Source organism: Mesorhizobium sp. M0815, assembly GCF_040319995.1.
Lineage (GTDB): Bacteria > Pseudomonadota > Alphaproteobacteria > Rhizobiales > Rhizobiaceae > Mesorhizobium.
On the sequence record NZ_JAMYOU010000015.1, the window covers coordinates 91,651 to 116,135 of the forward strand.

27 protein-coding genes are annotated in these 24,485 nt (G+C 63.4%); 12 read left to right on the top strand and 15 right to left on the bottom strand.

Annotated features, from left to right (window positions below; translation table 11 throughout):
* Positions 1-26 precede the first annotated feature (26 nt).
* From NKI01_RS18010 to NKI01_RS18025, 4 genes are all read left to right on the top strand, one after another.
* Positions 27-1,697: a nitrite/sulfite reductase gene (locus NKI01_RS18010; RefSeq protein WP_023718939.1), complete on the top strand. Its 1,671-nt coding sequence runs from the start codon at positions 27-29 to the stop codon at positions 1,695-1,697.
* Entirely contained in the window at positions 1,672-2,436 is a 765-nt protein-coding gene (locus NKI01_RS18015) for a phosphoadenylyl-sulfate reductase (protein ID WP_352717412.1), read from the top strand. Before NKI01_RS18010 ends, NKI01_RS18015 begins: the two co-directional genes overlap by 26 nt.
* A gap of 216 nt (positions 2,437-2,652) precedes the next feature.
* Positions 2,653-3,189 (top strand): DUF934 domain-containing protein, encoded by a 537-nt coding sequence (locus tag NKI01_RS18020; protein ID WP_352717410.1) that lies wholly within the window; start codon positions 2,653-2,655, stop codon positions 3,187-3,189.
* Positions 3,190-3,326: 137 nt separating this feature from the next.
* Positions 3,327-3,947, top strand: a complete 621-nt coding sequence (locus NKI01_RS18025; protein WP_352483597.1) for a DJ-1/PfpI family protein — start codon at positions 3,327-3,329, stop codon at positions 3,945-3,947.
* A gap of 147 nt (positions 3,948-4,094) precedes the next feature.
* Here NKI01_RS18025 and NKI01_RS18030 read toward each other — a convergent pair whose 3' ends face one another.
* Together NKI01_RS18030 and NKI01_RS18035 are read right to left on the bottom strand one after the other, a co-directional pair.
* The gene (locus tag NKI01_RS18030) at positions 4,095-5,117 is read right to left on the bottom strand and encodes a fatty acid desaturase (RefSeq protein ID WP_352964161.1); all 1,023 of its coding nucleotides are present in this window, start codon (positions 5,115-5,117) and stop codon (positions 4,095-4,097) included.
* Positions 5,118-5,238: 121 nt separating this feature from the next.
* Positions 5,239-5,442 carry a hypothetical protein gene (locus tag NKI01_RS18035; RefSeq protein ID WP_023718943.1) on the bottom strand — a complete coding sequence of 68 codons (204 nt, stop codon included), beginning with the start codon at positions 5,440-5,442 and terminating at the stop codon, positions 5,239-5,241.
* 237 nt (positions 5,443-5,679) lie between these two features.
* Between NKI01_RS18035 and grpE the strand changes: the two genes are divergently transcribed.
* Positions 5,680-6,315, top strand: a complete 636-nt coding sequence (grpE, locus tag NKI01_RS18040) for a nucleotide exchange factor GrpE (protein ID WP_352964140.1) — start codon at positions 5,680-5,682, stop codon at positions 6,313-6,315.
* A 119-nt stretch (positions 6,316-6,434) separates the two neighbouring features.
* Here grpE and NKI01_RS18045 read toward each other — a convergent pair whose 3' ends face one another.
* Positions 6,435-7,214 (bottom strand): cupin domain-containing protein, encoded by a 780-nt coding sequence (locus NKI01_RS18045; RefSeq protein ID WP_352964143.1) that lies wholly within the window; start codon positions 7,212-7,214, stop codon positions 6,435-6,437.
* Positions 7,215-7,267: 53 nt separating this feature from the next.
* A complete protein-coding gene (locus tag NKI01_RS18050) occupies positions 7,268-7,918 on the bottom strand; it encodes a TetR/AcrR family transcriptional regulator (protein WP_352964146.1) in 651 nt (216 codons plus the stop codon).
* 75 nt (positions 7,919-7,993) lie between these two features.
* On the opposite strand from NKI01_RS18050, the gene NKI01_RS18055 reads away from it, so the two are divergent.
* Entirely contained in the window at positions 7,994-8,626 is a 633-nt protein-coding gene (locus NKI01_RS18055) for a trimeric intracellular cation channel family protein (RefSeq protein WP_352483593.1), read from the top strand.
* Between the two features lie 9 nt (positions 8,627-8,635).
* On the opposite strand, the gene olsB is transcribed toward NKI01_RS18055, so the two are convergent.
* The 7 genes from olsB to NKI01_RS18090 all read right to left on the bottom strand — a co-directional run bounded on the left by olsB (position 8,636) and on the right by NKI01_RS18090 (position 16,085).
* Positions 8,636-9,511, bottom strand: coding sequence for a l-ornithine N(alpha)-acyltransferase (gene olsB, locus NKI01_RS18060; RefSeq protein ID WP_023675251.1), 876 nt, complete (start codon positions 9,509-9,511; stop codon positions 8,636-8,638).
* 149 nt (positions 9,512-9,660) lie between these two features.
* Entirely contained in the window at positions 9,661-11,949 is a 2,289-nt protein-coding gene (locus tag NKI01_RS18065; protein WP_023718947.1) for a hybrid sensor histidine kinase/response regulator, read from the bottom strand.
* Between the two features lie 87 nt (positions 11,950-12,036).
* A complete protein-coding gene (acuI, locus tag NKI01_RS18070; RefSeq protein ID WP_352964148.1) occupies positions 12,037-13,026 on the bottom strand; it encodes an acrylyl-CoA reductase (NADPH) in 990 nt (329 codons plus the stop codon).
* A gap of 52 nt (positions 13,027-13,078) precedes the next feature.
* Positions 13,079-13,555: a signal peptidase II gene (lspA, locus tag NKI01_RS18075; protein ID WP_023718949.1), complete on the bottom strand. Its 477-nt coding sequence runs from the start codon at positions 13,553-13,555 to the stop codon at positions 13,079-13,081.
* A 26-nt stretch (positions 13,556-13,581) separates the two neighbouring features.
* Positions 13,582-14,445 (bottom strand): TrmH family RNA methyltransferase, encoded by an 864-nt coding sequence (locus NKI01_RS18080; RefSeq protein ID WP_023718950.1) that lies wholly within the window; start codon positions 14,443-14,445, stop codon positions 13,582-13,584.
* Positions 14,446-15,510 (bottom strand): RsmD family RNA methyltransferase, encoded by a 1,065-nt coding sequence (locus NKI01_RS18085; protein WP_352918530.1) that lies wholly within the window; start codon positions 15,508-15,510, stop codon positions 14,446-14,448.
* 89 nt (positions 15,511-15,599) lie between these two features.
* On the bottom strand, positions 15,600-16,085 hold the full coding sequence (locus NKI01_RS18090; RefSeq protein ID WP_352856872.1) for a DUF1772 domain-containing protein: 486 nt from the start codon (positions 16,083-16,085) through the stop codon (positions 15,600-15,602).
* Positions 16,086-16,209: 124 nt separating this feature from the next.
* Here NKI01_RS18090 and NKI01_RS18095 point away from each other — a divergent pair, with 124 nt between their 5' ends.
* Positions 16,210-16,893 carry a helix-turn-helix transcriptional regulator gene (locus tag NKI01_RS18095; RefSeq protein WP_352856874.1) on the top strand — a complete coding sequence of 228 codons (684 nt, stop codon included), beginning with the start codon at positions 16,210-16,212 and terminating at the stop codon, positions 16,891-16,893.
* 86 nt (positions 16,894-16,979) lie between these two features.
* Positions 16,980-17,348 carry a VOC family protein gene (locus tag NKI01_RS18100; RefSeq protein WP_031193999.1) on the top strand — a complete coding sequence of 123 codons (369 nt, stop codon included), beginning with the start codon at positions 16,980-16,982 and terminating at the stop codon, positions 17,346-17,348.
* 98 nt (positions 17,349-17,446) lie between these two features.
* On the opposite strand, the gene lhpI is transcribed toward NKI01_RS18100, so the two are convergent.
* The 4 genes from lhpI to sppA form a co-directional block, all read right to left on the bottom strand.
* Positions 17,447-18,412: a bifunctional Delta(1)-pyrroline-2-carboxylate/Delta(1)-piperideine-2-carboxylate reductase gene (gene lhpI, locus NKI01_RS18105; RefSeq protein WP_023718954.1), complete on the bottom strand. Its 966-nt coding sequence runs from the start codon at positions 18,410-18,412 to the stop codon at positions 17,447-17,449.
* 51 nt (positions 18,413-18,463) lie between these two features.
* Positions 18,464-18,796, bottom strand: coding sequence for a lipopolysaccharide assembly protein LapA domain-containing protein (locus tag NKI01_RS18110; RefSeq protein WP_023718955.1), 333 nt, complete (start codon positions 18,794-18,796; stop codon positions 18,464-18,466).
* A gap of 49 nt (positions 18,797-18,845) precedes the next feature.
* The gene (locus tag NKI01_RS18115) at positions 18,846-19,130 is read right to left on the bottom strand and encodes an integration host factor subunit beta (protein ID WP_006200394.1); all 285 of its coding nucleotides are present in this window, start codon (positions 19,128-19,130) and stop codon (positions 18,846-18,848) included.
* 78 nt (positions 19,131-19,208) lie between these two features.
* On the bottom strand, positions 19,209-20,165 hold the full coding sequence (gene sppA / locus NKI01_RS18120; protein WP_023718956.1) for a signal peptide peptidase SppA: 957 nt from the start codon (positions 20,163-20,165) through the stop codon (positions 19,209-19,211).
* A 305-nt stretch (positions 20,166-20,470) separates the two neighbouring features.
* On the opposite strand from sppA, the gene lptC reads away from it, so the two are divergent.
* The 4 genes from lptC to rpoN all read left to right on the top strand — a co-directional run bounded on the left by lptC (position 20,471) and on the right by rpoN (position 24,324).
* Entirely contained in the window at positions 20,471-21,184 is a 714-nt protein-coding gene (gene lptC / locus NKI01_RS18125; RefSeq protein ID WP_023718957.1) for an LPS export ABC transporter periplasmic protein LptC, read from the top strand.
* Positions 21,171-21,782 (top strand): LptA/OstA family protein, encoded by a 612-nt coding sequence (locus NKI01_RS18130; protein ID WP_023718958.1) that lies wholly within the window; start codon positions 21,171-21,173, stop codon positions 21,780-21,782. Before lptC ends, NKI01_RS18130 begins: the two co-directional genes overlap by 14 nt.
* Complete coding sequence (gene lptB, locus NKI01_RS18135; protein ID WP_023718959.1) at positions 21,782-22,600, top strand: LPS export ABC transporter ATP-binding protein; 819 nt, start codon at positions 21,782-21,784, stop codon at positions 22,598-22,600. Before NKI01_RS18130 ends, lptB begins: the two co-directional genes overlap by 1 nt.
* A 197-nt stretch (positions 22,601-22,797) precedes the next feature.
* Positions 22,798-24,324 carry an RNA polymerase factor sigma-54 gene (gene rpoN, locus NKI01_RS18140; protein ID WP_023718960.1) on the top strand — a complete coding sequence of 509 codons (1,527 nt, stop codon included), beginning with the start codon at positions 22,798-22,800 and terminating at the stop codon, positions 24,322-24,324.
* The last annotated feature ends 161 nt before the right edge of the window (positions 24,325-24,485 follow it).

Genomic DNA, 24,485 nt, shown 5'->3' on the forward strand with positions numbered 1-24,485 from the left:
GCGGACGCGCCCGGAAAGACCTGAAAATGTACCGTTACGATGAGTTCGACCACGATTTCGTCAAGGCCCGCGTCGCCGAGTTCAGCGACCAGGTCGCACGGCGGCTTGCCGGCGAGATCACCGAGGACCAGTTCCGGCCGCTTCGGCTGATGAACGGCGTCTATCTACAGCTGCATGCCTATATGCTGCGCATCGCCGTGCCCTACGGCACGCTGAACAGCAAGCAGCTGCGCATGCTCGGCCACATCGCCCGCAAATACGACAAGGGTTATGGCCATTTCACGACGCGCCAGAACATCCAGTTCAACTGGCCGGCGCTGTCGGACATTCCGGCGATCCTGGCGGACCTGGCAAGCGTCGAGATGCACGCCATCCAGACCAGTGGCAACTGCATTCGCAACGTCACCGCCGACCACTTCGCCGGCGCCGCCGCCGACGAGGTTGCCGATCCGCGCCCCTATGCCGAAATCCTGCGGCAATGGTCGTCGGTGCATCCGGAGTTTTCGTTCCTGCCGCGAAAATTCAAGATCGCGGTGACCGGCGCCGAGCGCGACCGCGCCGCCATCCAGACGCATGACATCGGCCTGCATCTGAAGAAGAACGCCGCCGGCGAGCTTGGTTTCGCCGTCTATGTCGGCGGCGGCCAGGGCCGCACGCCGATGGTGGCCAAGAAGATCCGCGACTTCCTGCCCGAAGCGGATCTGTTGTCCTACTGCACGGCGATCCTGCGCGTTTACAACCTCTACGGCCGTCGCGACAACAAGTTCAAGGCGCGCATCAAGATCCTGGTCCACGAGACCGGCGTCGAGGAGATCACCCGCCAGGTCGAGGCCGAATGGCAGGAGTTGAAGGACGCCGAGCTGAGGCTGCCGGAAGAAGACATCCGCGCCATCGACGCCTATTTCGCGCCGCCGGCGCTTGTCGATCGGCCGGAAGGCGACGAGGCGGTCAAGCTTGCCCGGCTCGACTCGAAGAGCTTTTCCGAATGGCTGGACCAGAATGTGGTCACCCATCGCCATCCCGACTACGCGGCGGTGACCATCTCGCTCAAGGGCATTGGCGAGACGCCCGGCGACGCCTCCGACAGCCAGATGGAAGCGGTCGCAGACATTGCCGAAAAATATTCCTTCGACGAGCTGCGCGTCAGTCACGAGCAGAACCTGATCCTGCCGCATGTCGCGCGTGCCGACCTCAAGGCGGTCTATGACGCGCTTGTCGATATCGGGCTGGCGACGGCCAATTCCAACCTGATCAGCGACATCATCTCCTGCCCCGGCCTCGATTATTGCGCGCTGGCGACAGCGCGTTCGATTCCCGTGGCACAGGAAATCTCGCGGCGCTTCGCCTCGCTGGAGCGCCAGCGCGAGATCGGCGAATTGAAGCTGAAGATTTCCGGGTGCATCAATGCCTGCGGCCATCACCATGTCGGCCATATCGGCATCCTCGGCGTCGAGAAGAAAGGCGCCGAGCTCTACCAGGTGACGCTCGGCGGCTCGGCCGACGAGAACACCTCGGTCGGCGAGATCATCGGCCGCGGCTTCAGTTCGGAAGAGATCACCGATGCCATCGAGCAGATCGTCGAGACCTATCTCGGGCTTCGGCTGGACAGAAACGAAAGATTTATCGACGCCTACCGCCGTGTCGGTCCCGCGCCGTTCAAGGAGGCGCTCTATGCTGGCGAAACCAAGGCCGCTTGACCGGATCGTCGACGTCGAGGCCGGCATCGCCGCCGAAGCGGCGGGTTTCGATGCGCTCTATGGCCATCTGAAGCCGCTGGAGATCATCGAGCGGTCGGCCCGGGAATTCTTTCACGGCGAAATCGCCGCCGTCTCGTCCTTCGGCGCGGATTCGGCGGTGCTGCTGCACATGATCGCGGAGATCGACCGCACGCTGCCGGTGATCTTTCTCGACACCGGCAAGCATTTCGAGGAAACGCTCGGCTATCGTGACGCGCTGGTCGCCGATTTCGGGCTGACCGATATCCGGGTGATCAGGCCCGACGATGCGGCGCTGGCAAGGATCGACCCGACCGGCAATCTGAACGAGACCGATACCGACGCCTGCTGCGACGTGCGCAAGGTCGAGCCGCTGGCGCGCGGTGTCGAGCCGTTCCGCGCCTGGTTCACCGGACGCAAGCGCTTCCAGGCCGCGACCCGGGCAGCGCTTCCGGTGTTCGAGGCGGTTGGCTCGCGCATCCGTATTAATCCGCTGGCGCACTGGACGACATCGGACCAGGCCAGCTACATGCGCGCACATGCGCTGCGTGAAAACCCGCTGGTCGCCTATGGCTATCTGTCGATCGGCTGTTTCCCTTGCACGCAGCCGGTGCAGCCGGGCGACGACGCGCGCAGTGGCCGCTGGGCCGGGCACGCCAAGACCGAATGCGGCATCCATTTGTCGGGGCTGGAGAAGTCGCTGACCGATGCCTCACTTTAGGGTATATTGATATTCAGGTGATGCCGGCCTGCAAACGGCGGCTTCCTGCGCTTCCGGCGCTCACGTACCCAAAAGTACGCTCCGCTCCGGTTCTCGGAAGCCACGCAGTTTGGTCGCTTCGCGCCCGCCTTCGGCTCCGGCTCGGCCTGACCTGAATCTCAACACACCCCTGAGGTGTTTTGCACTTTAGAACCTTGTGGACTTGGGAATTTCTTGATGAGCGAATTGATAGCGGAAAACGCCACCCGGCTGTGGACGCCGAATGGTTTTTGCGAGGACGAGTGGGTTCATGCCGAAAGCGCCGAGGCGCTGGTCGGCAATGGCCGCTTCATCCTGCCGCTGCAGGCGTTTCTCGGCCTCGATCCGGAGGTGCGGCGGTCGGCGAAGGAACGCATCGGCGTGCTGCTGCAGCCCGGCGATCAGCTCGAAAAGATCGCCGGCCTGCTCGATCAGCTGTCGCTGGTGGCGCTGGCCTTCCCGGCGTTCAATGACGGCCGCTCGTTCTCCAAGGGCGAATTGCTGCGCAGCCGTTACCATTTCACCGGCGCCATGCGCGCCACCGGGCAGGTGCTTATCGACCAGCTGCCGCACATGCTGCGCCTCGGCTTCGACGAATTCGAGATCTCGCACCCGGTGCTGCTGAAGCGGCTCGAGCAAGGCCGCACCGGCGGACTGCCGCTGTTCTACCAGCCGGCGGTGAAGCCGGAGGCCAAAGGCCCGAAATATTCCTGGCGGCGGGTGCGCGCCAGCTGATCTGCTCCAGGGGACCAGAAGCACGATCTGGTCGGACCACATTGCCGATTCGATCTTTTATTTTGCCCGTCCCCGTCTTAGGATAGGTCCATTATTTCGCGATCCGAATAAATGTGGCCACAAGGGAGGAACCGGGTATGGCTGGCAAGAAGATATTGATGCTCGTTGGCGAGTTCAGCGAGGAATACGAGATTTTCGTCTTTGAACAGGCCATGCATGCGGTGGGCCATACGGTCCATGTCGTTTGCCCCGACAAGAAGGCCGGCGACATCCTGAAGACCTCGTTGCACGACTTCGAAGGCCACCAGACCTATACGGAAAAGCTCGGCCACGACTACATCCTCAACAAGACGTTTTCCGAGGTCAACCCGGCCGAATACGACGCCGTCTACGCGGCGGGCGGGCGCGGGCCGGAATATATCCGCATCGACAAGCGCGTGCAGGCGCTGGTGCGGCATTTCCATGAGGCCGGCAAGCCGATCTTCACCATCTGCCACGGCGTGCAGATCCTAATCGCGGTCGACGGCGTGGTGCGCGGCAGGGAAGTCGCGGCGCTGCAATATTGCGAGCCGGAAGTCACGCTGGCCGGTGGCATCTATATCGATGTTGCGCCGACCGGTGCCCATGTCGACGGCAATCTTGTTTCGGCCAAGGGCTGGCCGGGCCTTGCCGCGTTCATGCGCGAATGCCTGAAAGTGCTGGGCACCGAGATCCGCCAGGGCGAGATCCTGATGCGCGACCAACGCCAGGCGGCTTAAGCTCGGAATTTGGAACCCGCCGCACCCCTAATGCATGTCGCGCAAAAGTGTGCAGCGGTTTTGCGATAACGGCATGCATAAACAAGAACCTAAAGCGCGTGGCATGAGGCCGGTCGAGCGCGACGCGCTTTAGGTGCGGCGGTGCGTCTACACGGCCATCCGCGCTTCGCGGAACGATACGAGCTTGCTGCGGCTCTCGTCCCATAGCGCCAGCTTGACGCAGCGCAGGCTGTCGAGAAGCGTGACGCGGCCGATTTCACGCAGCTCCGGATAGTCTCTCAGCACTTCCGGAAGCCGGTAGCATGGCACCTTGGCCGAGAGGTGGTGCACGTGGTGGACGCCGATATTGCCGGTGATCCAGTTCAGAACCGGCGGCAGGTCGTAGTAGGACGAACCGTGCAGGGCAGCGTGCTGGAATTCCCACTCGGAGTCCTTTGTCCACTCCGTCTCCTCGAATTGATGCTGGACGTAGAACAGCCAGATGCCGGCCGATCCGGCGAGGATGACGATCGGCAGATGCACGACCAGGAACGCGCCGGGGCCGACGAACCAGATGAGCAGAGCGGCGATGACGGCGATGGCGAGGTTGGTGGACATCGACGACACCCAGGGGGTGAGGCCGCCCCGCATCATACCCAACGGCAGTCTCTGCTCGAAAATGAAAATCCATATCGGGCCAAGGCCGAACATCACCAGCGGATGGCGATAGAGGCGATAGGCGAGCCGGCCCCGCCACGACAGTCGCCGGTATTCGGCGACGGTCAGTGTCTTGATGTCGCCGGTGCCGCGCTCGTCGAGATTGCCGGCGCTGGCGTGATGGGTTGCGTGGGCGCGGCGCCAGCAATCGTAGGGCGTCAGCGTCAGCACGCCAAGGACGCGGCCGATCCAGTCGTCGGCATAGCGATTTGCAAAGAAGGAGCCGTGACCGCAATCGTGCTGGATCATGAAGATTCGCACCAGAAAGCCGGCGGCCGGAAGGATGAGGACCAGACCCCACCAATGGCCATAGGCATAGGCGGCCGAGGACAGCGCCCATAACGTGGCGAAAGGGATGAGGGTGATGGCGAGTTCGACAGCGCTGCGACGTCTGTCGGGCTTTTTATAGCGCGACAGGATTTTCAACCAGGCGCGCTTGCTGTTTGCCACAGCTTCGGGGGAAATCATGTTCATCATGAAACATAGGCGGAGCAGGGCGCTGCCGCAAGACGGAGATCACGCAAAGTTACTGCGCGTAAATGTCGCGCGATGGCAACCGGCCACAATTGCCGGTCGCGTCCCTGGCAACGGCGCGCTACCGACGGCGCCCGCCTGCGACCACCTTGGCTTCCACGCCGTCCAGGCGGTCGAGCAATTCCTTCAGACGGTCGGGAATATCGGACTCGGTGCGGAAGGCCGGCAAGGTGCGCAGAAAGCGCTTGGTCGCTTCGGTGCCGAGTTGGCGCCGGATATCGGCGGCGAGCCCGTTGCGTTTTTCGCCGTTCCTGCGGGGCATCATCTCAAAATCCTGTGTCGGCTTCGAAACTCTTCCAAGGGAGGAATGGTTCCCGCATTGTAGTAGCCTGGCAAGCAAAGCCGGCGGTTACGGTAAAGTTTGAATTAAAATCGAAAGGTTTGGGCCGTCCGCCATCAAGCCGCAACAGCGGCTGCAGTATCGCTTGCCCCTTGATTTTTGGCCGCTAAACCTCGATATCGGGCGCAAATCCACACCATTTGAAAATGACGGGAAACGGCGATGAGCGACCAGGCAAAAGACGAACGCGCGCCCGATGAAGCCGAGAAGACCGAGGCTGCCGCGGAGCCAAGGGAAGGCGGCGTCGACGGCGACTATGAAGCGCTTGTGCGGCTTCTGAAGGAAAACGAAGAGCTGAAGGATCGCGCGCTGCGCGTGGCGGCCGACATGGAGAATTTGCGCCGCCGCACCGCCCGAGACGTCCACGATGCGCGCGCCTATGCGGTCGCCAATTTTGCCCGCGACATGCTGTCGGTATCAGACAATCTGCGCCGTGCACTGGATGCCATCCCGGAGGAGGCCAAGGCGTCGGGTGATGCCGGCTTCAAGGCGCTGATCGACGGCGTCGAGATCACCGAGCGCGCCATGCTGTCGGCGCTGGAGCGCCACGGCGTGAAGAAGCTCGAGCCCGAGGGGGAGAAATTCGATCCGAATTTCCACCAGGCGATGTTCGAGGTGCCCAATCCCGACGTGCCGGCCAACACGGTCGTCCAGGTCGTGCAGCCCGGCTATTCGATCGGCGAGCGCGTGCTGCGGCCGGCCATGGTCGGCGTCGCCAAGGGCGGCCCCAAGCATGCGGCAAGCGAAGCGCCGGTGGAGCCGGGGCCGGTGAACGAGCAGGCTGAGAAGGATGCGTGAACTGGGAGTAGGGCTCCGTTAGCCAGCAACCGCCACCAAAGCGTGAGGGATGATCGACCGCCCCCAACCTATCCGATTTCAGGGCGATCAAACAGTTCGCCGTGCAGGCTTTCCTGCCCTCAGCTCAGCAGTTCACAGCCATAGCGGTGGACCACGTCGGGGAATGTCTCCATGTCCGGCATTCCTTCGCCGTCCGGAGGAATGCGCCTGTCGGCGGTGGGCACACTGGTCGCCCTCAGAAGTTCCTCGAAACCGCCAGGCGTGAAGAAGAACAGCATCCGGGCCGGCCCACGCTTGACCGTATAGCGGTGCGGCACATCGCGTGGCCCAAAGAGAAACGAACCGGGTCCAGCCATAATCGCCTTACCGCCGATCTCGAACTCGATCTCGCCTTCCATCACCAGGAATGACTCGTCCTCGCGATGGTGCACATGCAGCGGCGCCTCACCTTCGCTCTCGAGCACTTCGATCAGCGTGAACTGGCCCGCGGTCTGGACCGCTGTCGCCTTGATCACCGCTAGCGAGCCAAGCCACCAGCGCGCCTCTCCTTCCAAGGCGTGACTGCAAAAGGCGTGGGGAGTGCTCCTGCCAGCTTCGCCGCCAGCCACGGCCGCCACAGAATGGTAGCCGACCTTGATCGAGGCGGAATTCACCATCGAGCAATAGTTTTTGATGCCGGGCAGGGAGGACCAGACCTCGCCAGCCGCCTTGGCGCTGTCCATGTCCGCCCATTCGAATATCTCCGTCCAGCCGCCTGCGGATTTGAGCAGGCGACGGTTGAGGAAACCCTTGAGCTTTCGCACCTCGTCATTCACTTCATCCCTAGTCTGCAGGAACATCTGCTCGGTGAATCCGGGCTTCAATGCAAATTCAGTGATTTCAACGACATTCGTGTCCATGACTTCCTCCCTTTGCCATCTGACCTTTGTTTCGCCTCCCGCATTCTGTTCGCTCAAGACGTGCTCGTCCGGCCTCTGCCTTTGAGCCGGCAGAGCGCCATTGTCGTTGCCGTTTCGACGGCGAGGTCCACCGTCATGCCGCGTATCCGCATGGCGTTGAACGTCGGAAAGTCGAATAGAAAGCTGATTGCCTGCACGACATCATCGCCCGGACCGTCGTGCGCCAGTGCCTCACGCACGAATCCGGCCACCATGTGTCGCAGGTATTCCTCCCATTCCCGCATGGCCGGAAGCTCGCGCTCGCGCAGGTCGCTTTCGAGATGCCGTCCGCCACGTTGGTAGAAGGCGAACAGCTCGTTGGCGACCCGGCGTAGCCGTTCTTCAGGATCGGTCGCGTCGCCGATTATCTCCGTCACTGCTTCGGGCGACGGAGGACGCAGGCGCTCCATCAGCAATTCGCCGCACGCCGGCACCAGGTCATCCAGAGTAGGAAAATGCTTGTAGACGGTGCCAACGGCGACATCGGCTTCCGTAGCGATATCCTTCCAAGTCGTGCCAAAGATGCCGTTCTGGGTGTGCAGCTTGATTGTCGCGTCGAGAATGCGCTGCCTCGTCTTGGCGAAGGCGGCAGTCCGGGAAGCCATGCTGTAGCGGCGAGGGGACATAGACGTCCACCCAAATAATTGAATGAACAATTCAATCATTTAATTTATCTGGAGTCAATCCAGATTCGCAGGAGCCACTCGCTATTCCCCACTCGGTATTTCATTATTCCCTCCATGAACCCGATCGAGCTTCTCGACTATGCCGGCGTCGCCGTCTTCGCGGCGACCGGTGCGCTGGCCGCCTCGCGCAAACAGCTCGACATTATCGGTTACCTGTTTCTGGCTAGCGTTGCCGGCATCGGGGGCGGAACGTTTCGCGACGTCATCCTCAACGTGCCCGTGTTCTGGGTGGGAAACCGCGACTATGTGCTAATCTGTGCGGCGGTGGCGCTCGTCGTCTTCTTCAGCGCACATCGTTTCGAGTCGCGCTACAAATTGCTGCTCTGGCTCGACGCCATAGGTCTTGCCGCATTTTCGGTGATTGGCGCGGCCAAGGGGCTGACGATCACCGGGTCACCTGCAGTTTCGATCGTCACCGGCATGCTCACCGCAACCCTTGGCGGCATTCTGCGCGATCTGTTGACAGGCGAGCCTTCGGTGCTCCTGAGACCGGAAATCTACGTTACCGCAGCGCTTGCCGGCGCCGGCCTCTACACACTTGGCGATTTCGCCGGACTGCCGCCGCTTGCATCGGGCCTGGCAGGTTTCATGGCGGCTTTCTGCGTACGCGGCGGCGCGCTGAAATTCGGCTGGGCCTTTCCGTCCTACAAAAGCAAGCCTGGCCGGCGTCCGGAAGATATTCCCTGATTTAAGGTGTCAGGCTGCAAACCGCTGCGCTTCCCCGCCATAATAATTGACGTAGCGGGCACCGATCTCCTTGACCGGCATCACCACGAACACGTCGACCGTCGAGAATTCACGGTCGATGACGCAACCGTCGCCGATGCGCGCGCCGACGCGCAGATAGCCCTTGACCAGCGGCGGCATCGCGGCGATCGCCGCCTTGGTGTTAACGGCTTCGATCGGCATCAGATCCATCGAACAATAGCGCCCGGCGACGGCACGCACGTCCCACGATGAATTCGTCCGGCAGTGGTGGGCAAGATAGGTCAGCGCCTCTGCATGTGCCGCCGGCACGGTGCCGTGGAACGACGCGCAGCCGGTCATCACGCCAATGCCGTAATGATTGATATAGGCCCAGATGCCTTGCCACAGCGCCTCGATGGTGCGCTTGGAGCGGTATTCCGGCAGAACGCAGGAGCGGCCGAGCTCGAGGAAGCGCTGGCCGGGATGTCGCGCGATCAGCTTGGTCAACTCGAATTCGCCTTCGGAATAGAAGCCGCCCGCCGCCGCGGCAATCTCCTGCCGCAGCAGGCGGTAGGTGCCGACGATGCGGCGATGCTCGGGACCGGAAAGCGAAGTATCGAAGACCAGCAGATGGTCGCAGAGGGGATCGAAGCGGTCGGCATCGCGGCGGTCCTGCATCTGGAACAGGTCCTTCCTGGCACCAAGCTCGTCGTAGAACACCCGGTAGCGCACTTCCTGCGCGGCAGCGATCTCGGCCTCGTTGCGGGCGAGCCGCACTTCGAGATTGCCGATGCGGCCGAGCGATGCGCCTTTTATGACGGCATCGGCATTCCGGCCGACGAGCAAAGGCCCGCTGGCGTTCGGCCGAGCATCACATTCCGGCATGACTGTATGCACGAGTGATTCTCCTTCGAGCCATCCCTCTTGGCACGGGGATACGGTGTAGGTGCAACAGGATTGTGACAGTACCGTGATACGGCTCTGCGGGCAATACTTCGTCGGCTGGGTAATCTATCGACCGTCTATGTTGTGCCTCAGGCGGCCACTTGCCCTTCAACCGCATGAACCAGGGCATCAGGGTCGAGCGGCTTGGTGACGAAGCCGCTGGCACCGTGAGCGAGCACGGCGTGGCGGGTCTTTTCCTGGCTGTCGGCCGACAGCACCATGATCGGCACCGGCGGCACCGCGGTCTCCTCCTCATGGCGGCGGATGGCGGCAATGGCGTCCAGCCCGTCCATGACAGGCATATGCAAGTCCATCAGCACCACGTCGTAGCGGTGCTTATGGCCGGTGCTGATGACCGCCTCGACCGCGGCCTTGCCGTTGCCGACCACTTTCACCCGATGCCCGGCCTTCAGCAGCGTGGCGCGGGCCAGCATGGCGTTGATGTCGTTGTCCTCGGCGATCAGCACCGACAGGCCCTGCTGGCGGCCGCCAATGGCGTGCCCAGCCTGCGCGCCGCGCTTTTGCGGTTGCGGCTCGGCGATGACCGGTGCGTGGCTGGTCAAAAGCACGCGCAGCAATGTCTCGCCGCGCACCGGCCTCGCCAGGAAGGTGGCGTAACCGTTGGCACGGAACTCGCCAAGCATGCCGCGGTCGGTCGGCGCGATCAGCGTCACCGCCTCGCAATCGACAAATCCGCTCTGGCGCAGGCGCCTGAGCAGCCTGCCGTCGCTTTGCTCCATGGCAGCATCGACCAGAAGCACGTTGCAGCCCTCGGCGAAAGGGGCGGCCTGGGCGGCGGCGGCGGCCAGATCGACCGTTCCGCCATTGGCGCGAATGGTGCGGGCGATGGCTTCGGCCTCGACCAGGTTCTTCGACACGATTACCGCATGCCGGCCCAACAGCGCGTTCTGGCGGATCTGCAGCGCCTCGACGGCGGAAATAGCGGGAATCTCGAAGACGAATTCGGATCCCTGGCCAAGCCGGCTCGACACCGAGATAGTGCCGCCCATCGCTGTCACCAGGCGCTTGGAAATCGCGAGACCGAGGCCGGCACCACCATGCGTACGGGTCGAGGTGCCGTCAGCCTGTTCGAAGTCCTCGAAGATGCGCTCCATGTCCTCCTCGCGCAGACCGGGGCCGGTGTCGGTGATGGTGAAGCGGATGCGGTTGGTGGTTTCGGTGCGGACGCGGCCGATGCTTGCCAGGACGCCGCCGCTGTCGGTGAACTTGACGGCATTGCCGATAAGGTTGAGCAGCACCTGCCTGACCCTGCCGGGGTCGGCGGTGATCAGCTGCGGCACGTCGGGTTCGACATGGCAGCCGAGGCCGATATCCTTGGCAAAAGCCCGCGCCGCCAAAAGCTCGATGACATTGTCGGCGATCTCGCGCACCGACATCGGTTGCGGTTCGGGATCGAAGCGGCCGGCCTCGATCTTGGAATAGTCGAGCAGGTCCTCGATCAGCGCCAGCAGCGCGCTGGCCGAGGTCGAGATGGCGCCGACATAGGTCCGCTGCTCGGGCGAAAGGCTGGTGTCGGCGAGAAGCCGGGCCATGCCCATGATGCCGTTCATCGGCGTGCGTATCTCGTGGCTGACGGTGGCGAGGAAGCGCGATTTGGCCTGGCTCGCATATTCGGCCCGTTCGCGGGCGGTGATCAGCGAGGATTCGGCGCGTTTGCGGGCGGTGATGTCACGGGCGATGGCGCGATGCGAAACGGCGCCGCTGTCCTTGTCGCGCACCGACAGCTCGATCCAAGAGAACCAGCGTGGGCCGTCCGGCGTGCGAATGGCGACATCAGTGGAACTCAGGCATTCATGGTCGGAAAAGGCGGCGTCGGGAACGATGCCGACATCGATGCCTAGTTCGGCCAGGGTCTTGCCGGCGAGGTCGCGCTGGTCGGTTTCGACAAGGTCGGCGAAAACCTTGTTGGCGTAGACGATATGGCCGTCGCGGTCGCGGTGGACGACGAGATCGCCGAGTGCATCGATCAGACCGCGAAAGCGCTCCTCGCTCTCCTGCATCTCCCACATGCGGTCGGCCAGCGTCTCGATCTCGGCGCGACTGCGGGCGGTCGTGGCATCGAGCAGGGCCACCGCGCGACGCTGGGTGCGCCTGTTGCGCAGATGCATGGCGAGCCCGGCGATGGCTGTCGCCAAAAGGCCAATGGTGATGAAGATCGGCGCTCCGGTCAGATGCGACAGGCCTGCCAGCACGACGATGGCGACGAGAGTCAGGAAGGGCAGGCCGTGGCGGTTGGCGTCCGGCAATTCCGGCGCCAGCGGCGGCGCGGCGACAAGCTGCCGCCCTGACGCCTCGGGGGCCGCCCGGTCGGCCCGTTCGGCTGGTTCCGCCTCTCTGATGCCGGGTTCCGCAATCATACGGAATTCCTGCCAGACAGAGCTTATTGAAGGTTGTGGTTGATCGTTCGAATTTTAGCGGTCGCGCTCTTTTTTCCCTTTGGAGCCTCACATGTCCACCACCACGCGGCCGCGGATCTTGCCCTCGACGATGTCATGCGCGGCGCCGATGATGCCGTCGAAGCCGATGCTCGTCGACAGGCTGGCAAGCTTTGCGTGATCGAGATCGGTGCCGATGCGGCGCCAGGCCTCGATGCGGACCGCCTTGGGCGCCATCACCGAATCGATGCCGAGCAGCGAGACGCCGCGCAGGATGAACGGGGCGACGCTTGCCGGCAGGTCCATGCCGCCGGCGAGGCCGCAAGCGGCAACGGCGCCGCCATAGGAGGTCATCGACAGGACGTTGGCCAGCGTGTGGCTGCCGACAGCGTCGATGCCGCCGGCCCAGCGTTCCTTGGCTAGCGGTTTTGCAGGCTGCGCAAGCTCGTCGCGTGAAATCACTTCCGCGGCACCGAGGGCGGTCAGATAGGGGCTTTCGGCACTGCGGCCGGTCGAGGCGATGACGTGATAGCCGAGGCTGGACAGGATCGAGACCGCGACCGACCCGACGCCACCGGCAGCGCCCGTCACCACCACAGGGCCGCGGTCGGGCACGATGCCGTGGCGCTCCAGCGCGATGACGCAAAGCATGGCGGTGTAGCCGGCGGTGCCGACCGCCATCGCATCATGCGGGCTCATGCCGTCCGGCAGCGGTACCAGCCAGTCGCCCTTGACGCGGGCGCGTCCGGCAAAGGCGCCGAAATGCGTCTCGCCGACGCCCCAGCCGTTCAATATGACCTTGTCACCCTCGCGCCAGTCGGGATTGGAAGACGAGATGACGGTGCCGGCGAAATCGACGCCCGGCACCAGCGGCCAGCGGCGGATCACCGGCGCCTTGCCGGTGATTGCAAGGCCGTCCTTGTAGTTCACCGTCGTCGCCTCCACCGCGACGGTGACGTCGCCTTCCATCAGGTCTGCCTCGGTGAGCTCGGTCACCGCGACCGACTGGTTTTTCTCGGCGTCGCGCGAAACGAGGATGGCTTTGAAGGCTTCGGGCATTTTTTCTCCTCGGGCTTGCAAATAAGAAATGTGCGGTGCCGGGCGAGTGAGGTCAATCGCTCGATGTTCCGCGCCACCAGCCAATGAGCTCATCGAAGACGACCAGCACGGCACCGACCGAAATGAAGGCATCGGCGAGGTTGAAGATCGCGAAGGACCAGACCGGCGTGTGAAACAGAATATAGTCGATGACATGGCCATAGGCAGCGCGGTCGATCAGATTGCCGAGCGCGCCGCCGACGATCAGCGCGAAGCCGACGCGGGCAAGCAGGTGGCCGGGCGGCGTGCGGGCCGCAAGATAGAGAACGAAAGCGACCACCAGAACCGCGACGACCACCAGGCCGGTGTCGCCGAAGGACGAAAACAGCGAAAACGCGATGCCGGTGTTGTAGGTGCGGTACAGCGCCAGGAACGGCAGGAGATCGAGCCTTTCCTGGAAGGCAAGGCCGGTCTCGACCAGATATTTCAGCCACTGGTCGAGCGCTATCGCGGCGACAACCAGAAAAGCGTAGGGGCTCCAGGACTTCATGGTTTGCAGTTTCACGGTTTGGGATGTCACGATCGGGCATCCTCCGGGCCGAGCTTCAGCGCGCCGCGCCGGATCTCGAACAGCATGACGCCGGTGGCCACCGCAAGGTTGAGCGAATCGGCGCGGCCTGCCTGCGGTATCCGCAGCAGCTTGTCGCAGCTTGCGGCAAGCTCGTCAGGCAGGCCTTGCTGCTCGTTGCCCATCATCAAAAGCACCGGGCCTTTTGAAAAATCGACCGAGCGGTAATCGACCGCACCCTTAAGATGGGTGCCGGCGACGAGGCCGGGAAAGCTCTTTCGCCAGGCGAGAAAAGCCTCGGCCGACGCCTTGGCGACCGGCACGGCGAAGATCGAGCCCATGGTGGCGCGTACCGTCTCGACCGAAAAGGGATCGGTGGTCTCGCCGACCAGGATGACGCCTTTGGCGCCGACGGCGTCGACCGTGCGGATGACGGTGCCGAGGTTGCCGGGGTCGCGGACGCGGTCGAGCACCACCCAGACGTCGCCATCATGGGCGCGAATGTCCTTCAGCGGCAGCAATTTCTGCGAGAACACGCCGACGACCATTTGCGGATTGTCGCGGCGGGTGATGGCGACCAGCACGTTTTCCGAAACTTCAAGTACGGTGCCGCCGGCGGCAACCGTGCGCGCCGCAACTTTTTCAACCGCCGCATTGCCACGTCCGGCCTTGGCGAAAACCAATGTCCTGATAGACCAGCCGAGATCGAGCGCGTCGATGACCAGCTTCAGGCCTTCGGCCATGAAGGCATTCTGCTGGTCGCGGAATTTCTTCTGCGCGAGCGCCTTGATGTCCTTGACCAGCGGATTGGCGAGGCTGGTGACTTCCTTCACCTGCCCTGGCGCGCCCGCGTGCCGTTCGTACGCACTCATTCAGGCCACCCAGCGCGAGAACAGCGAGGTCGAAAGCGCCCGGCCGGCGGATTTCTCGCGGATGATCAATTCGCCGGATTCGACCGTGCCGCCCATGCCGGCGAAGGTGTCGCGCATCAAGGCGTGGATGGCGAAGAAAGAGGCGCGGATCGAATAGGCGGTCAGCACCACAGCGAGCGGCTTCGGCGTCAGGATCGCACGGCAGATGTCGGTCAGCGCCGGCAAATCTTCGAACAGATGCCAGACCTCGCCCTTCGGTCCGCGGCCATAGGCGGGCGGGTCGAACAGGATGATGTCGTAGCGGCTGCCGCGGCGCTCCTCGCGCTCGGCGAATTTCACGGCATCGTCGACGATCCAGCGGATCGGCCTTTGCGACAGGCCCGCCATCTCCTGGTTTTCGCGCGCCCAGCCGATCGCCTTCTTGGAAGCATCGACATGGGTGACCTCGGCGCCGGCACGCGCTGCCACCAGCGAGGCAAGGCCGGTATAACCGAACAGGTTCAGCACCTTCACCGGCCGTTTTGCCGCCGCAATCAGCCCGGCCATGTGGTCCCAGTGCGAGGCCTGCTCGGGAAAGACGCCGACATGGCGAAACGAAGTGAAGCGGCCGAGATAGTCCATGCCGTCATGCTTCATCGGCCAGGTCTCGCCGAGCGGCGTCTTCGGAAAGCGCCAGCGGCCGATGCCTTCCTCGTCGGTATCGCCGGTGAAAATGGCATCGGCGCGTTCCCAGTCCCTGGCCGGCAATGCCTTTTGCCAGATCGCCTGGCCCTCCGGCCGAACGATGCGGTAGGGGCCGTATTGCTCGAGCTTTTCTCCGGCGCCGCTGTCGAGCAGCGCGTAATCCTGACTGGCGCCGACTTCGAGGATCAGCGGCAGATGTTCGGCAGGCAGCGCGCCATCGCGGCGCGAAAGTGGGCGCGGCGCTGCTTTCTGCTCGGACCGGTCCTGCGGTTTCGTCTCCGGACCAGCGGTTGGATTGGGGTCGCGCCGCCGCGGCTGCTCTATCCCGCCTTTTTTCGCGGGCGGGCGGCTGTCGCGGCGTTTGTCGCGAAAAGGTTTCAAGAAGGCGCATCTCCGGACGGCGGCTGCGCCGCTTCTGCCACAGCGAATTGACCGGCGCAACAAAAGGGCTGCAGGCGTTTGCGAACGGATCAGCCACGCCTGATCGACAGCAGCCCGACTGCGAGCGCGATGAAACCGACGGCCTTGAAGCCGGTGACGACCATATGGCCGGCTTCCCAGCGGCTCCGGATAGCTTCGAAATTGCCCGGGATCGGTCCAGGCACCCAGGTGGCCAGGACATCGTTTGCCGGTTTGACGAGCGCAACCCACGCGACAAGCGCCATCAGATAAAGCATGGTGGCGGCCAACACCCACCAGAATGCCGGGCGGTCGCCGCGCAGCATCCATGCGAGGAGCCCGGGACAGGCGACGGCCGCCACGTCCAGCGGTGCGCCGACAGTCAAAAAGAACTGGAACTGAGCATTGAAGACCGTGGTTTCTCGCCAGAGCGAAGGCGGCCATCTGGTCAGCCGCGGCACCGATTCCAGTACGTGGGCGAAGGATGGTCCGAGGCTTAGGGCAGCAACGGTGGCGGTCAAAACCGACCAGAACAACAGAAAACCGCGTATATCCATAATGGCCAGACAACGGCGTCAGGCCGCATACGTTCCGGTCGGCGATCATCCTGCTTGCCGCCGAAAGCGCAGGCGCACTATCGTCCATCCAAATTGGGCATCCATCCAAATCGGGTTGCGATCCATGTCCCGCGCCGAACGCCTGCTTGACCTGATCCAGATCCTGCGCCGGCATCGCCGGCCAGTCAGTGGCCGCAGCCTTGCAGGCGAAATGGGTGTGTCGATCCGCACGCTCTATCGCGATATCGCCACGCTGCAGGGGCAGGGCGCGCCGATCGAGGGCGAGGCGGGGCTGGGCTACGTGCTCAGGCCAGGCTTCATGCTGCCGCCCTTGATGTTCACCGACGAGGAGATCGAGGCGATCGTGCTCGGTTCGCGCTGGGTGGCCAAGCAGCCGGACTGGCGGCTTGCCAACGCCGCCACCGACGCGCTGGCCAAGATCGCCGCGGTGCTGCCGGACGATTTGCGCGAAGAGCTCGATGCCTCGACGCTGCTGGTCGGGTCGCGCACCGAGGTCACCGAAGGCATCGATCTCGGCATGGTGCGGCAAGCCATCCGCGAGGAGCACAAGTTGAGCTTTGTCTATCGCGATGCCGGCGGCGCTGCCTCCGAGCGCACCGTCTGGCCGTTTGCACTCGGCTTCTTCGACAAGGTGCGCGTCGTCGCGGCGTGGTGCGAGATGCGCCAGGATTTCAGGCACTTTCGCGCCGATCGGATATCCGGCCTCAACGCCACCGAGACGCGTTATCCGCGCCGTCGCCAGGTGCTGCTCAAAGAATGGCGGGCGACGCTCGACAAGCCAAGCTAAGGCTGCCGCTCAGTTAAGACTGTTGCCAGAATCTGGCAGTGGTGCACGCTATGCTCCTCCAGTCGAAACCATCTGGAGAGCAATTCATGACACCGCCCAATTTCGTCATCCTCTATGTCGACAAGCCTGAGCAAAGCGGCGCCTTCTACAGCGCGCTGCTCGGACGCGAGCCGGTCGACACCTCGCCGACCTTCGTGTTGTTCGTGCTCGACAACGGCTTCAAACTCGGCCTCTGGTCGCGTCATACCGTAGAGCCGGCCGCGGCGGCCGCAGGCGGTGGCGCCGAGGTCGTCTTTGCGTTGGATACGCCTGGCGCTGTCGACACCACCCATGCCGAGTGGGCCGACCGTGGGCTGACCATCCTGCAGAGCCCGACCGACATGGATTTCGGCCGCACCTTCGTCGCGCTCGATCCGGACAACCACCGGCTACGGGTTTATTGGCAAAAGGAGTAAGGCAGGAGGGCAGTAGGGCAGTAGGCGAGAGCAAAGTAGCACTAGGCGCGGCGCCGCACGATTAGCACGGTTTCCTACTGCCCTACTGCCCTACTGCCCTACTGCCCTACGCTTGCGCGATACACGGCAATGCCGGCGGCCAGGTCCTCGAGGGCCGCGCCGACCGACTTGAACAGCGTGATCTCGTCATTGCCCTGCCGGCCTTTTTTCTGGCCGCGTGCCAGTTCATAGAGGTCGGCGACGATGGCTTGCGGCTTCAGCACGCCGGAGGCCAGCGGCTGGACGATGTCGCCGGCTTCCTTGGTGGCGCCGGCGCGGGTGTCGACATAGACGCGGGCGCGTGCAATCGCGTCGTCGTCGCTTTCGCGCATCGCCGGCGTGAAGCCGCCAACCAGATCGACATGGGTTCCCGGTTTCAAGAGTACCCCTTTGATCAGTGGCGCGGTGGTGATGGTCGCCGATGACACGATATCGGCCTGGCCGAGTTCGACGTCGAGATCGCCTGCGGCGTCGGCCGCAAAACCCTCGGCACGCAATTTTGCCGCGACCTTTTCGGCATTGGCCGGCGTGCGGTTCCAGATGCGGATGTTCTTGATCGGCCGCACCGCCGAATGCGCCTTTGCAAGGAATGGCGACAGCGCGCCGGCGCCGACCACCAGCAGCCGTGATGCGTCTTCGCGGGCCAGATAGGACGCGGCCAGTGCCGAGGCGCAGGCGGTGCGCCACTGCGTCAGCCGCTGGCCATCGATCAAGGCCTGAGGCTCGCCGGTGGCGCCGTCCAGCAACAGGTAGAGGCCCATCACCGCAGGCTTGCCGACGGCGTTGTTGTCGGGCGACACTGTGACGATCTTGACGCCGATATGGCCATCGGCCGAGGTGCCGGCGTTGAAGTCGGTCCAGGCCGGCATCAGAAGCAGCGTCGAGGCGGCACCGTCGGGCCGCTCGACCGTGTGATGATGCCTGACCGGCTGCACGGCGCCGTCGCGAAAAGCGGCGCGCAATGTCTCGACCAGCCCGGGAAAGGTCAGCGCGCGGTCGACCTCGGCGGCGGAAATGGTCAGCATGATGGCTCCGTGGAGAAATAGGCCGGTTGCGCTTCCTGCCCGAGCCGCGGCTCAGTTCATCGGCTTCGGCAAGGCCGGGCCCTGCGCCGCTGTGGGCGCGCGGCTGACTGCCAGACGCAGGTTCTCGGCCTCGGCGGCGCGCTGGCGCGCCAGCTTGCGGTAGCGGCCCTGCTTGATCCAGGTCGCCAGGCTGCCGACGATCATGCCGATGGCCAGCGCCAGGAACAGGAAAATGAACAGCGGCACGGTCAGCGTCAGCGCCGGATTGCCGGGATTGAACGGATCGAGCGTGAAGGCCACCGGTTCGCGGTTGGCGACGGCCAGCGCAATCAGGATGACGGCCAGCGGCACGAAAACCACGATGAGGATGAAGCGATTGAACATGTTTTTCCGTTCGGAAGAAAAGGCAGCAACGGGTCGGCGGGCGCCGCGCCTATTTGCCTCCGTTCAGCCTTTCACGCAATTCCTTGCCGGTCTTGAAGAACGGCACCCATTTCTCCTCGACCTCTACGGATTCGCCGGTGCGCGGATTGCGGCCGGTGCGGGCAGGGCGGTTTTTCACCGAAAACGCGCCGAAGCCGCGCAACTCGACCCGGTTGCCCTCGGCAAGCGCGTCGGTGATTTCATCGAAGATGGCGCCGACAATGTTTTCGACATCGCGCAGGAAAAGATGCGGATTGCGCGTGGCGATGATCTGCACAAGTTCGGATTTGATCATGAAAAGGCTCCCCGTGAAAGCAGTGCCGCCGAAATTATCAGAATGATTTTATTTGCTTTTTCACTCCCAAGCGGCTCCTCAAGGGTGCCAGACGGAAACGAGACCGTCAAGAAACAAGCGGTCCGCTCCAATTTCGTGAAGGACGTCGCCGCCATGGCCAGGCAGGCCAAGCGCAGCGCCGACGGTCTGCGCCATCGCCTTGGAGAACAGGAAACCACCGCGTTTTTCCGTGTCCTTCCATTCCACCACCTTGAGCTTGGCATCGACACCCTTGCCTGCAAGCCAGTCGATCGCTTCGGCCTCGCCGCCGACCGCGTCGATCAATCTGTTTGTGACCGCCTGCCGGCCGGTGAAGATCGACCCGTCCGCGAGCGCCAGCGCCTCCGGCTTGGTCATGTTGCGGCGCTCGGCGACGATGCCGACGAACCAGTCGTAGCTGTCGAGAATGAGTTTGCGGACCATGGCGCGTTCATCGTCATTGGTCGGCTTGAAGGGGGAAGGCGAGGCCTTCAAGGGCGAGGATTTCACCTCCTCCAGCTTGACGCCGAGCTTGTCCATGAGGCCGCTGACGTCCGGGTACTGGATCAGAACGCCGATCGAGCCGACGATCGAGGATTTGCGTGCGACAATATGGTCGGCCGCGGTGGCTATCATGTAACCCGCCGACGCCGCGAGCGTGCCGACCTCGGCCACCACCGGCTTGTCGGCGGCGAGCTTGCGCACTGCCTCGTAGATCGACTCGCCACCGACGGTGGTGCCGCCGGGTGAATCGATCGACAGGATCACAGCCTTGACGCGCGGCGACTGACGGATGGCTTCCAGCCGCTTGATCAGTTCTTCGTCTTCGGTGATGGTACCTTCGATCTTGACCTTAGCGATGTGGTCGACAGCCGCGCCGGTGAATTCGTCACCATAAATCCACGCGGAAAAGGCGATCAGCCCGGCTGCGGCGACAAGAATCGCCGCAACACGCCAGAATGTCAGCTTGCGGCGCAAGCGGCGGCGGTCGATCAGGTCGTCGGCTCTCAATGCCATGGTCAGCCTCGTAGTCGGTGGGAGCAGATGCTTTTAAAGCAACCATTCGCGCCCGGCTACCGTTTCCTGACGGCCTTCGCCAAAGCCGTCTTCGGCGTTCGGGCAAGCTTCAATCTGTCGCGTTCCACAGGCTCTAACACTGTGCGCCCATATCTGGTATGAGGTTCAGGCTGCGCTGGGGCCATTTTCGTTGTATAGGGGCGGCTGTCATATTTTTGCGGTTTTCCTCGGCTTGTGCTTGCTTGAGGGTGCCGGCACCCCACCTATAGGGCGGCCTGGCGGGCAGGGGTTTAGAAGAAGCAGTCATGTTAGCGGGACCAATCGAACCGACCAACACCGAGACGGAGTTGGCTCCCAAGGCCGCAGGCCGGGCGCGGGTCGACGCCTTTGACATCGCGCAGCGTCATTCGCGCCGGGTGCGGATCCTCAAGCTGGCCGTGCCGCTGGTCGCCGCCCTGATCGCGGTCGCGTTTCCGGTCTATTCCTATCTCATGGCTCCCGCTGCAATCGAGGTGCAGGCCGACGGCGGCTCCTTTGCCAATGGCAAGCTGGTGATGGCCAATCCCAAGCTCAACGGCTTCACCAAGCAGAACCTGCCCTATTCGATGACGGCCCTGCGCGCCATACAGGACGTCAGCAAACAAGGCATCATCGATCTGGAAGGCATCAAGGCCAGGCTGCCGATTGCGGCCGACAACACGGCCGCCATCGATGCCGCGCGCGGCACCTATGATCGCGACGGCAACACGTTCAGCCTGACCAGCGACGTGACGGTATCGACCACGGATGGCGTGGTGGCAAAATTCAAATCAGTCTATCTCGACATGGGCGAAGGCACTATGAAGACAAGCGAACCCGTCGATGTCAGCCGCGGCGGGTCGCGGATCAGGGCGGATTCGATGTCGGTCCAGGACAATGGCAAGGTCCTGGTTTTCGAGAACAAGGTGCGCGTCGACATCGATCCCGCCAGTTTGAAGGCGGCAGAGGCAAAGAGCGGAGAGACCAATGCGGTTCAGTAGTTCGGCACGGCGCCTCGCCGCGGTTTCGGCGTTGCTGACCCTCGGGCTGCCATTGGGGCTCACCCTGGGGACGGCTTCGTCGCTGGCGCAGTCCAGCGCCACCAGCCAAATGTCCGGCCTCAGGCTGTCGGGCGACAAGCCGATCCAGATCGAAAGCGACAAGCTCGAGGTGCGCCAGGCGGAAAGCGTCGCCGTCTTCACCGGCAACGTCAACGTCGTCCAGGGTCCAACCGTACTCAAGGCCGGCAAAATGACGGTCTATTACGTCAGGGATGCAGCCGCCGCCAAAGGCGCCGAGCCGGCGGGTGCCGCGGCGATGACCGGATCCGCCAACATCGACCATCTCGTGGTCGACGATAAGGTCTACATCAAATCGGACAATCAGGTTGCCACCGGCGACCGCGGCACCTTCGACATGAAGACCGAGGTGCTGGTGCTTTCGGGCAGCAAGGTCGTGCTCTCGCAAGGCGACAACGTGCTTGTCGGCTGCAAGCTTACCGTGCAGATGAAGAGCGGCCTTGCCCAGGTCGACGCCTGCGGCGGCCGCGTCATGATGTCGATCACGCCGCAGGCGAAGTCTGGAGCAGCGAAACCCTGATGACCGGCATATCGTCGCTGCTGGCGCGTCTTCCAGGGCGCGCCGCCAGCAAACTTGCGGCACCGGCCAGGGTCACCGTCGAAGCGGCAAAGTTCAAGGGAACCTTGATCGCCAAGGGGCTGACCAAAAGCTACAAGGGCCGCAAAGTCGTCAGCGGCGTGACGCTGGGCGTGCGCGCCGGCGAGGCGGTTGGGCTGCTCGGCCCCAATGGCGCCGGCAAGACCACCTGTTTCTACATGGTGACCGGGCTGGTGCCGGTCGACGAAGGCACCATCGAAATCGACGGCTTCGACGTCACGTCGATGCCGATGTATCGCCGCGCCCGTCTCGGCATCGGCTATCTGCCGCAGGAAGCGTCGATTTTTCGCGGCCTGAACGTCGAGCAAAACATCCGGGCCGTGCTCGAAGTGGTCGAAAAGAGCCGCAAGGAGCGTGAGCGCCTGCTCGACGAATTGCTCGAGGAATTCCACATCAGCCATCTGCGCAAGGCTCCATCGCTGTCGCTCTCCGGCGGTGAGCGGCGGCGCCTCGAAATTGCCCGTGCGTTGGCAACCCGCCCCGCCTACATGCTGCTCGACGAACCGTTCGCCGGCATCGACCCGATCGCCGTCGCCGACATCCAGCAGCTCGTGCGCCACTTGACGGCACGTGGCATCGGCGTGCTGATCACCGACCACAATGTGCGTGAGACCCTTGGCCTGATCGACCGCGCCTACATCATCCATGCCGGTCAGGTGCTGACCCATGGCCGAGCCGACGAAATCGTCGCAAATGCCGATGTGCGGCGGCTTTATCTTGGCGAGGGATTTACGCTCTAAATGCGAAATTCCGGTTCGAACGGGATTTCCGGCGTAGTCCGGCAGCTTTTTCTTCGATTTTCTGCCTGAAAAACGCGCTGGCAGGCGAGTTTTTCCGCACCTCGCCTTGACAAGCAAAAGCCGGGCCAGTTTCTATGCTGGCCTGGAAAATTCTTTCCAGCAGTGCGGGCGCGTAGACGGGGCGTTGAAACCGAACCATGGCGTTGGCGGCAAAACTACAGCTACGACAGTCGCAGTCGCTGGTGATGACGCCGCAGCTGATGCAGTCGATCCGCCTGCTGCAGTTCACCCACCTCGAGCTGGAACGCTTCATCGACGACGAGATCGAACGCAATCCCCTGCTGGAACGCGCCGAACCGCAGGACGACGCCGCCAGCGACCAGGCGCAGAAGAGCGACGCCGCATCGGAACCGGCAGCCGACGGCGACTGGTTCGAAGCGGAGACGGCGTGGAGCGCCGAGGCGATCTCGGAAAAGCTCGATACGTCGCTGGAAAACCTGTTTCCCGACGATCCTGGAACGAGCGAGCGGCTCGGCCCCGACCTGACGGCGCAATGGAAATCGGCGTCCGGCAATAGTTCCGCCTCTTCCTCCGACGGCTTCGACGTCGCGGATATGGCGGCGGCTGCCATCACGCTGCGCGACCATGTCGGCGAGCAGGTGGCGCTCGCCTTCGCCGATCCGGCCGCGCGCCTGATCGCCAGCGAGCTTGCCGACGGCGTCGATGAGGCCGGCTACATGCGTGCGGACATGGCCGAGATCGCGGCCCGCCTCGGCACGGACGCCACGGCGGTGGCAAGGGCGCTGGCGATTTGCCAGACATTCGAGCCCGCCGGCATCTTCGCCCGCGACCTCGCCGAATGCCTGTCGCTGCAGCTTGCCGTGCGCGACCGGCTCGATCCGGCGATGAGGGCATTGATCGCCAATCTCGAACTCCTGGCACGGCGCGATTTCCAGACGCTGAAGCGGATTTGCGGTGTCGACGAGGAGGATCTGCTCGACATGCTGGCCGAGATCCGGGCGCTCGACCCGCGGCCGGGAATGGCGTTTTCGCGCGGTGCCAGCGATGCGATCGTGGCCGACGTCGAGGTGCGCGCAGCCAATGACGGCAGCTGGACGGTCGAGCTCAATGCCGAGACGCTACCGCGTGTGCTGGTCGATCACATCTATTTCGCTCAGGTCACGCCGCATGCGAAAAACCAGGCGGAAAAGGATTTCCTCGCCGAATGCCTGCAGAATGCCAACTGGCTGACGCGCAGCCTCGACCAGCGGGCGAAGACTATCCTCAAGGTCGCCTCCGAGATCGTGCGCCAGCAGGACGCTTTTCTCGTCCACGGCGTGCGGCACCTGAAGCCGCTCAACCTGCGCACGGTGGCGGACGCTATCGGCATGCACGAATCGACGGTCAGCCGGGTCACGGCAAACAAATACATGCTGACGCCGCGCGGCGTGTTCGAGCTGCGCTATTTCTTTACCGCCTCGATCGCTTCGTCGGGTGGCGGCGATGCGCATTCGTCGGAAGCGGTGCGCGACCGCATAAAGCAGCTGATCGACGAAGAGAAAGCCGTCGATGTGCTTTCCGACGATGCCATCGTGGACATGCTGCGGGAAAGCGGCGTCGACATTGCCAGGCGCACGGTTGCCAAATACCGGGAAGGCATGAACATACCCTCTTCGGTGCAACGGCGGCGCGAAAAACGCGCTTTGGCCAGCGCCGGCCGTTGAACTCCGGCAGAATTTCCACAGCTTTCGCGTTCATTGACAAGCGGCAACGAAGTGGCTAGAAGCCCGCCCGCATGAGACGGGCTGGCGAGTGGATTTGAGTTCGCTGATGCCCGCACGAGGGATGGTCCGTCACGACGTAGGCCACGGACGGCCAAGAAGGC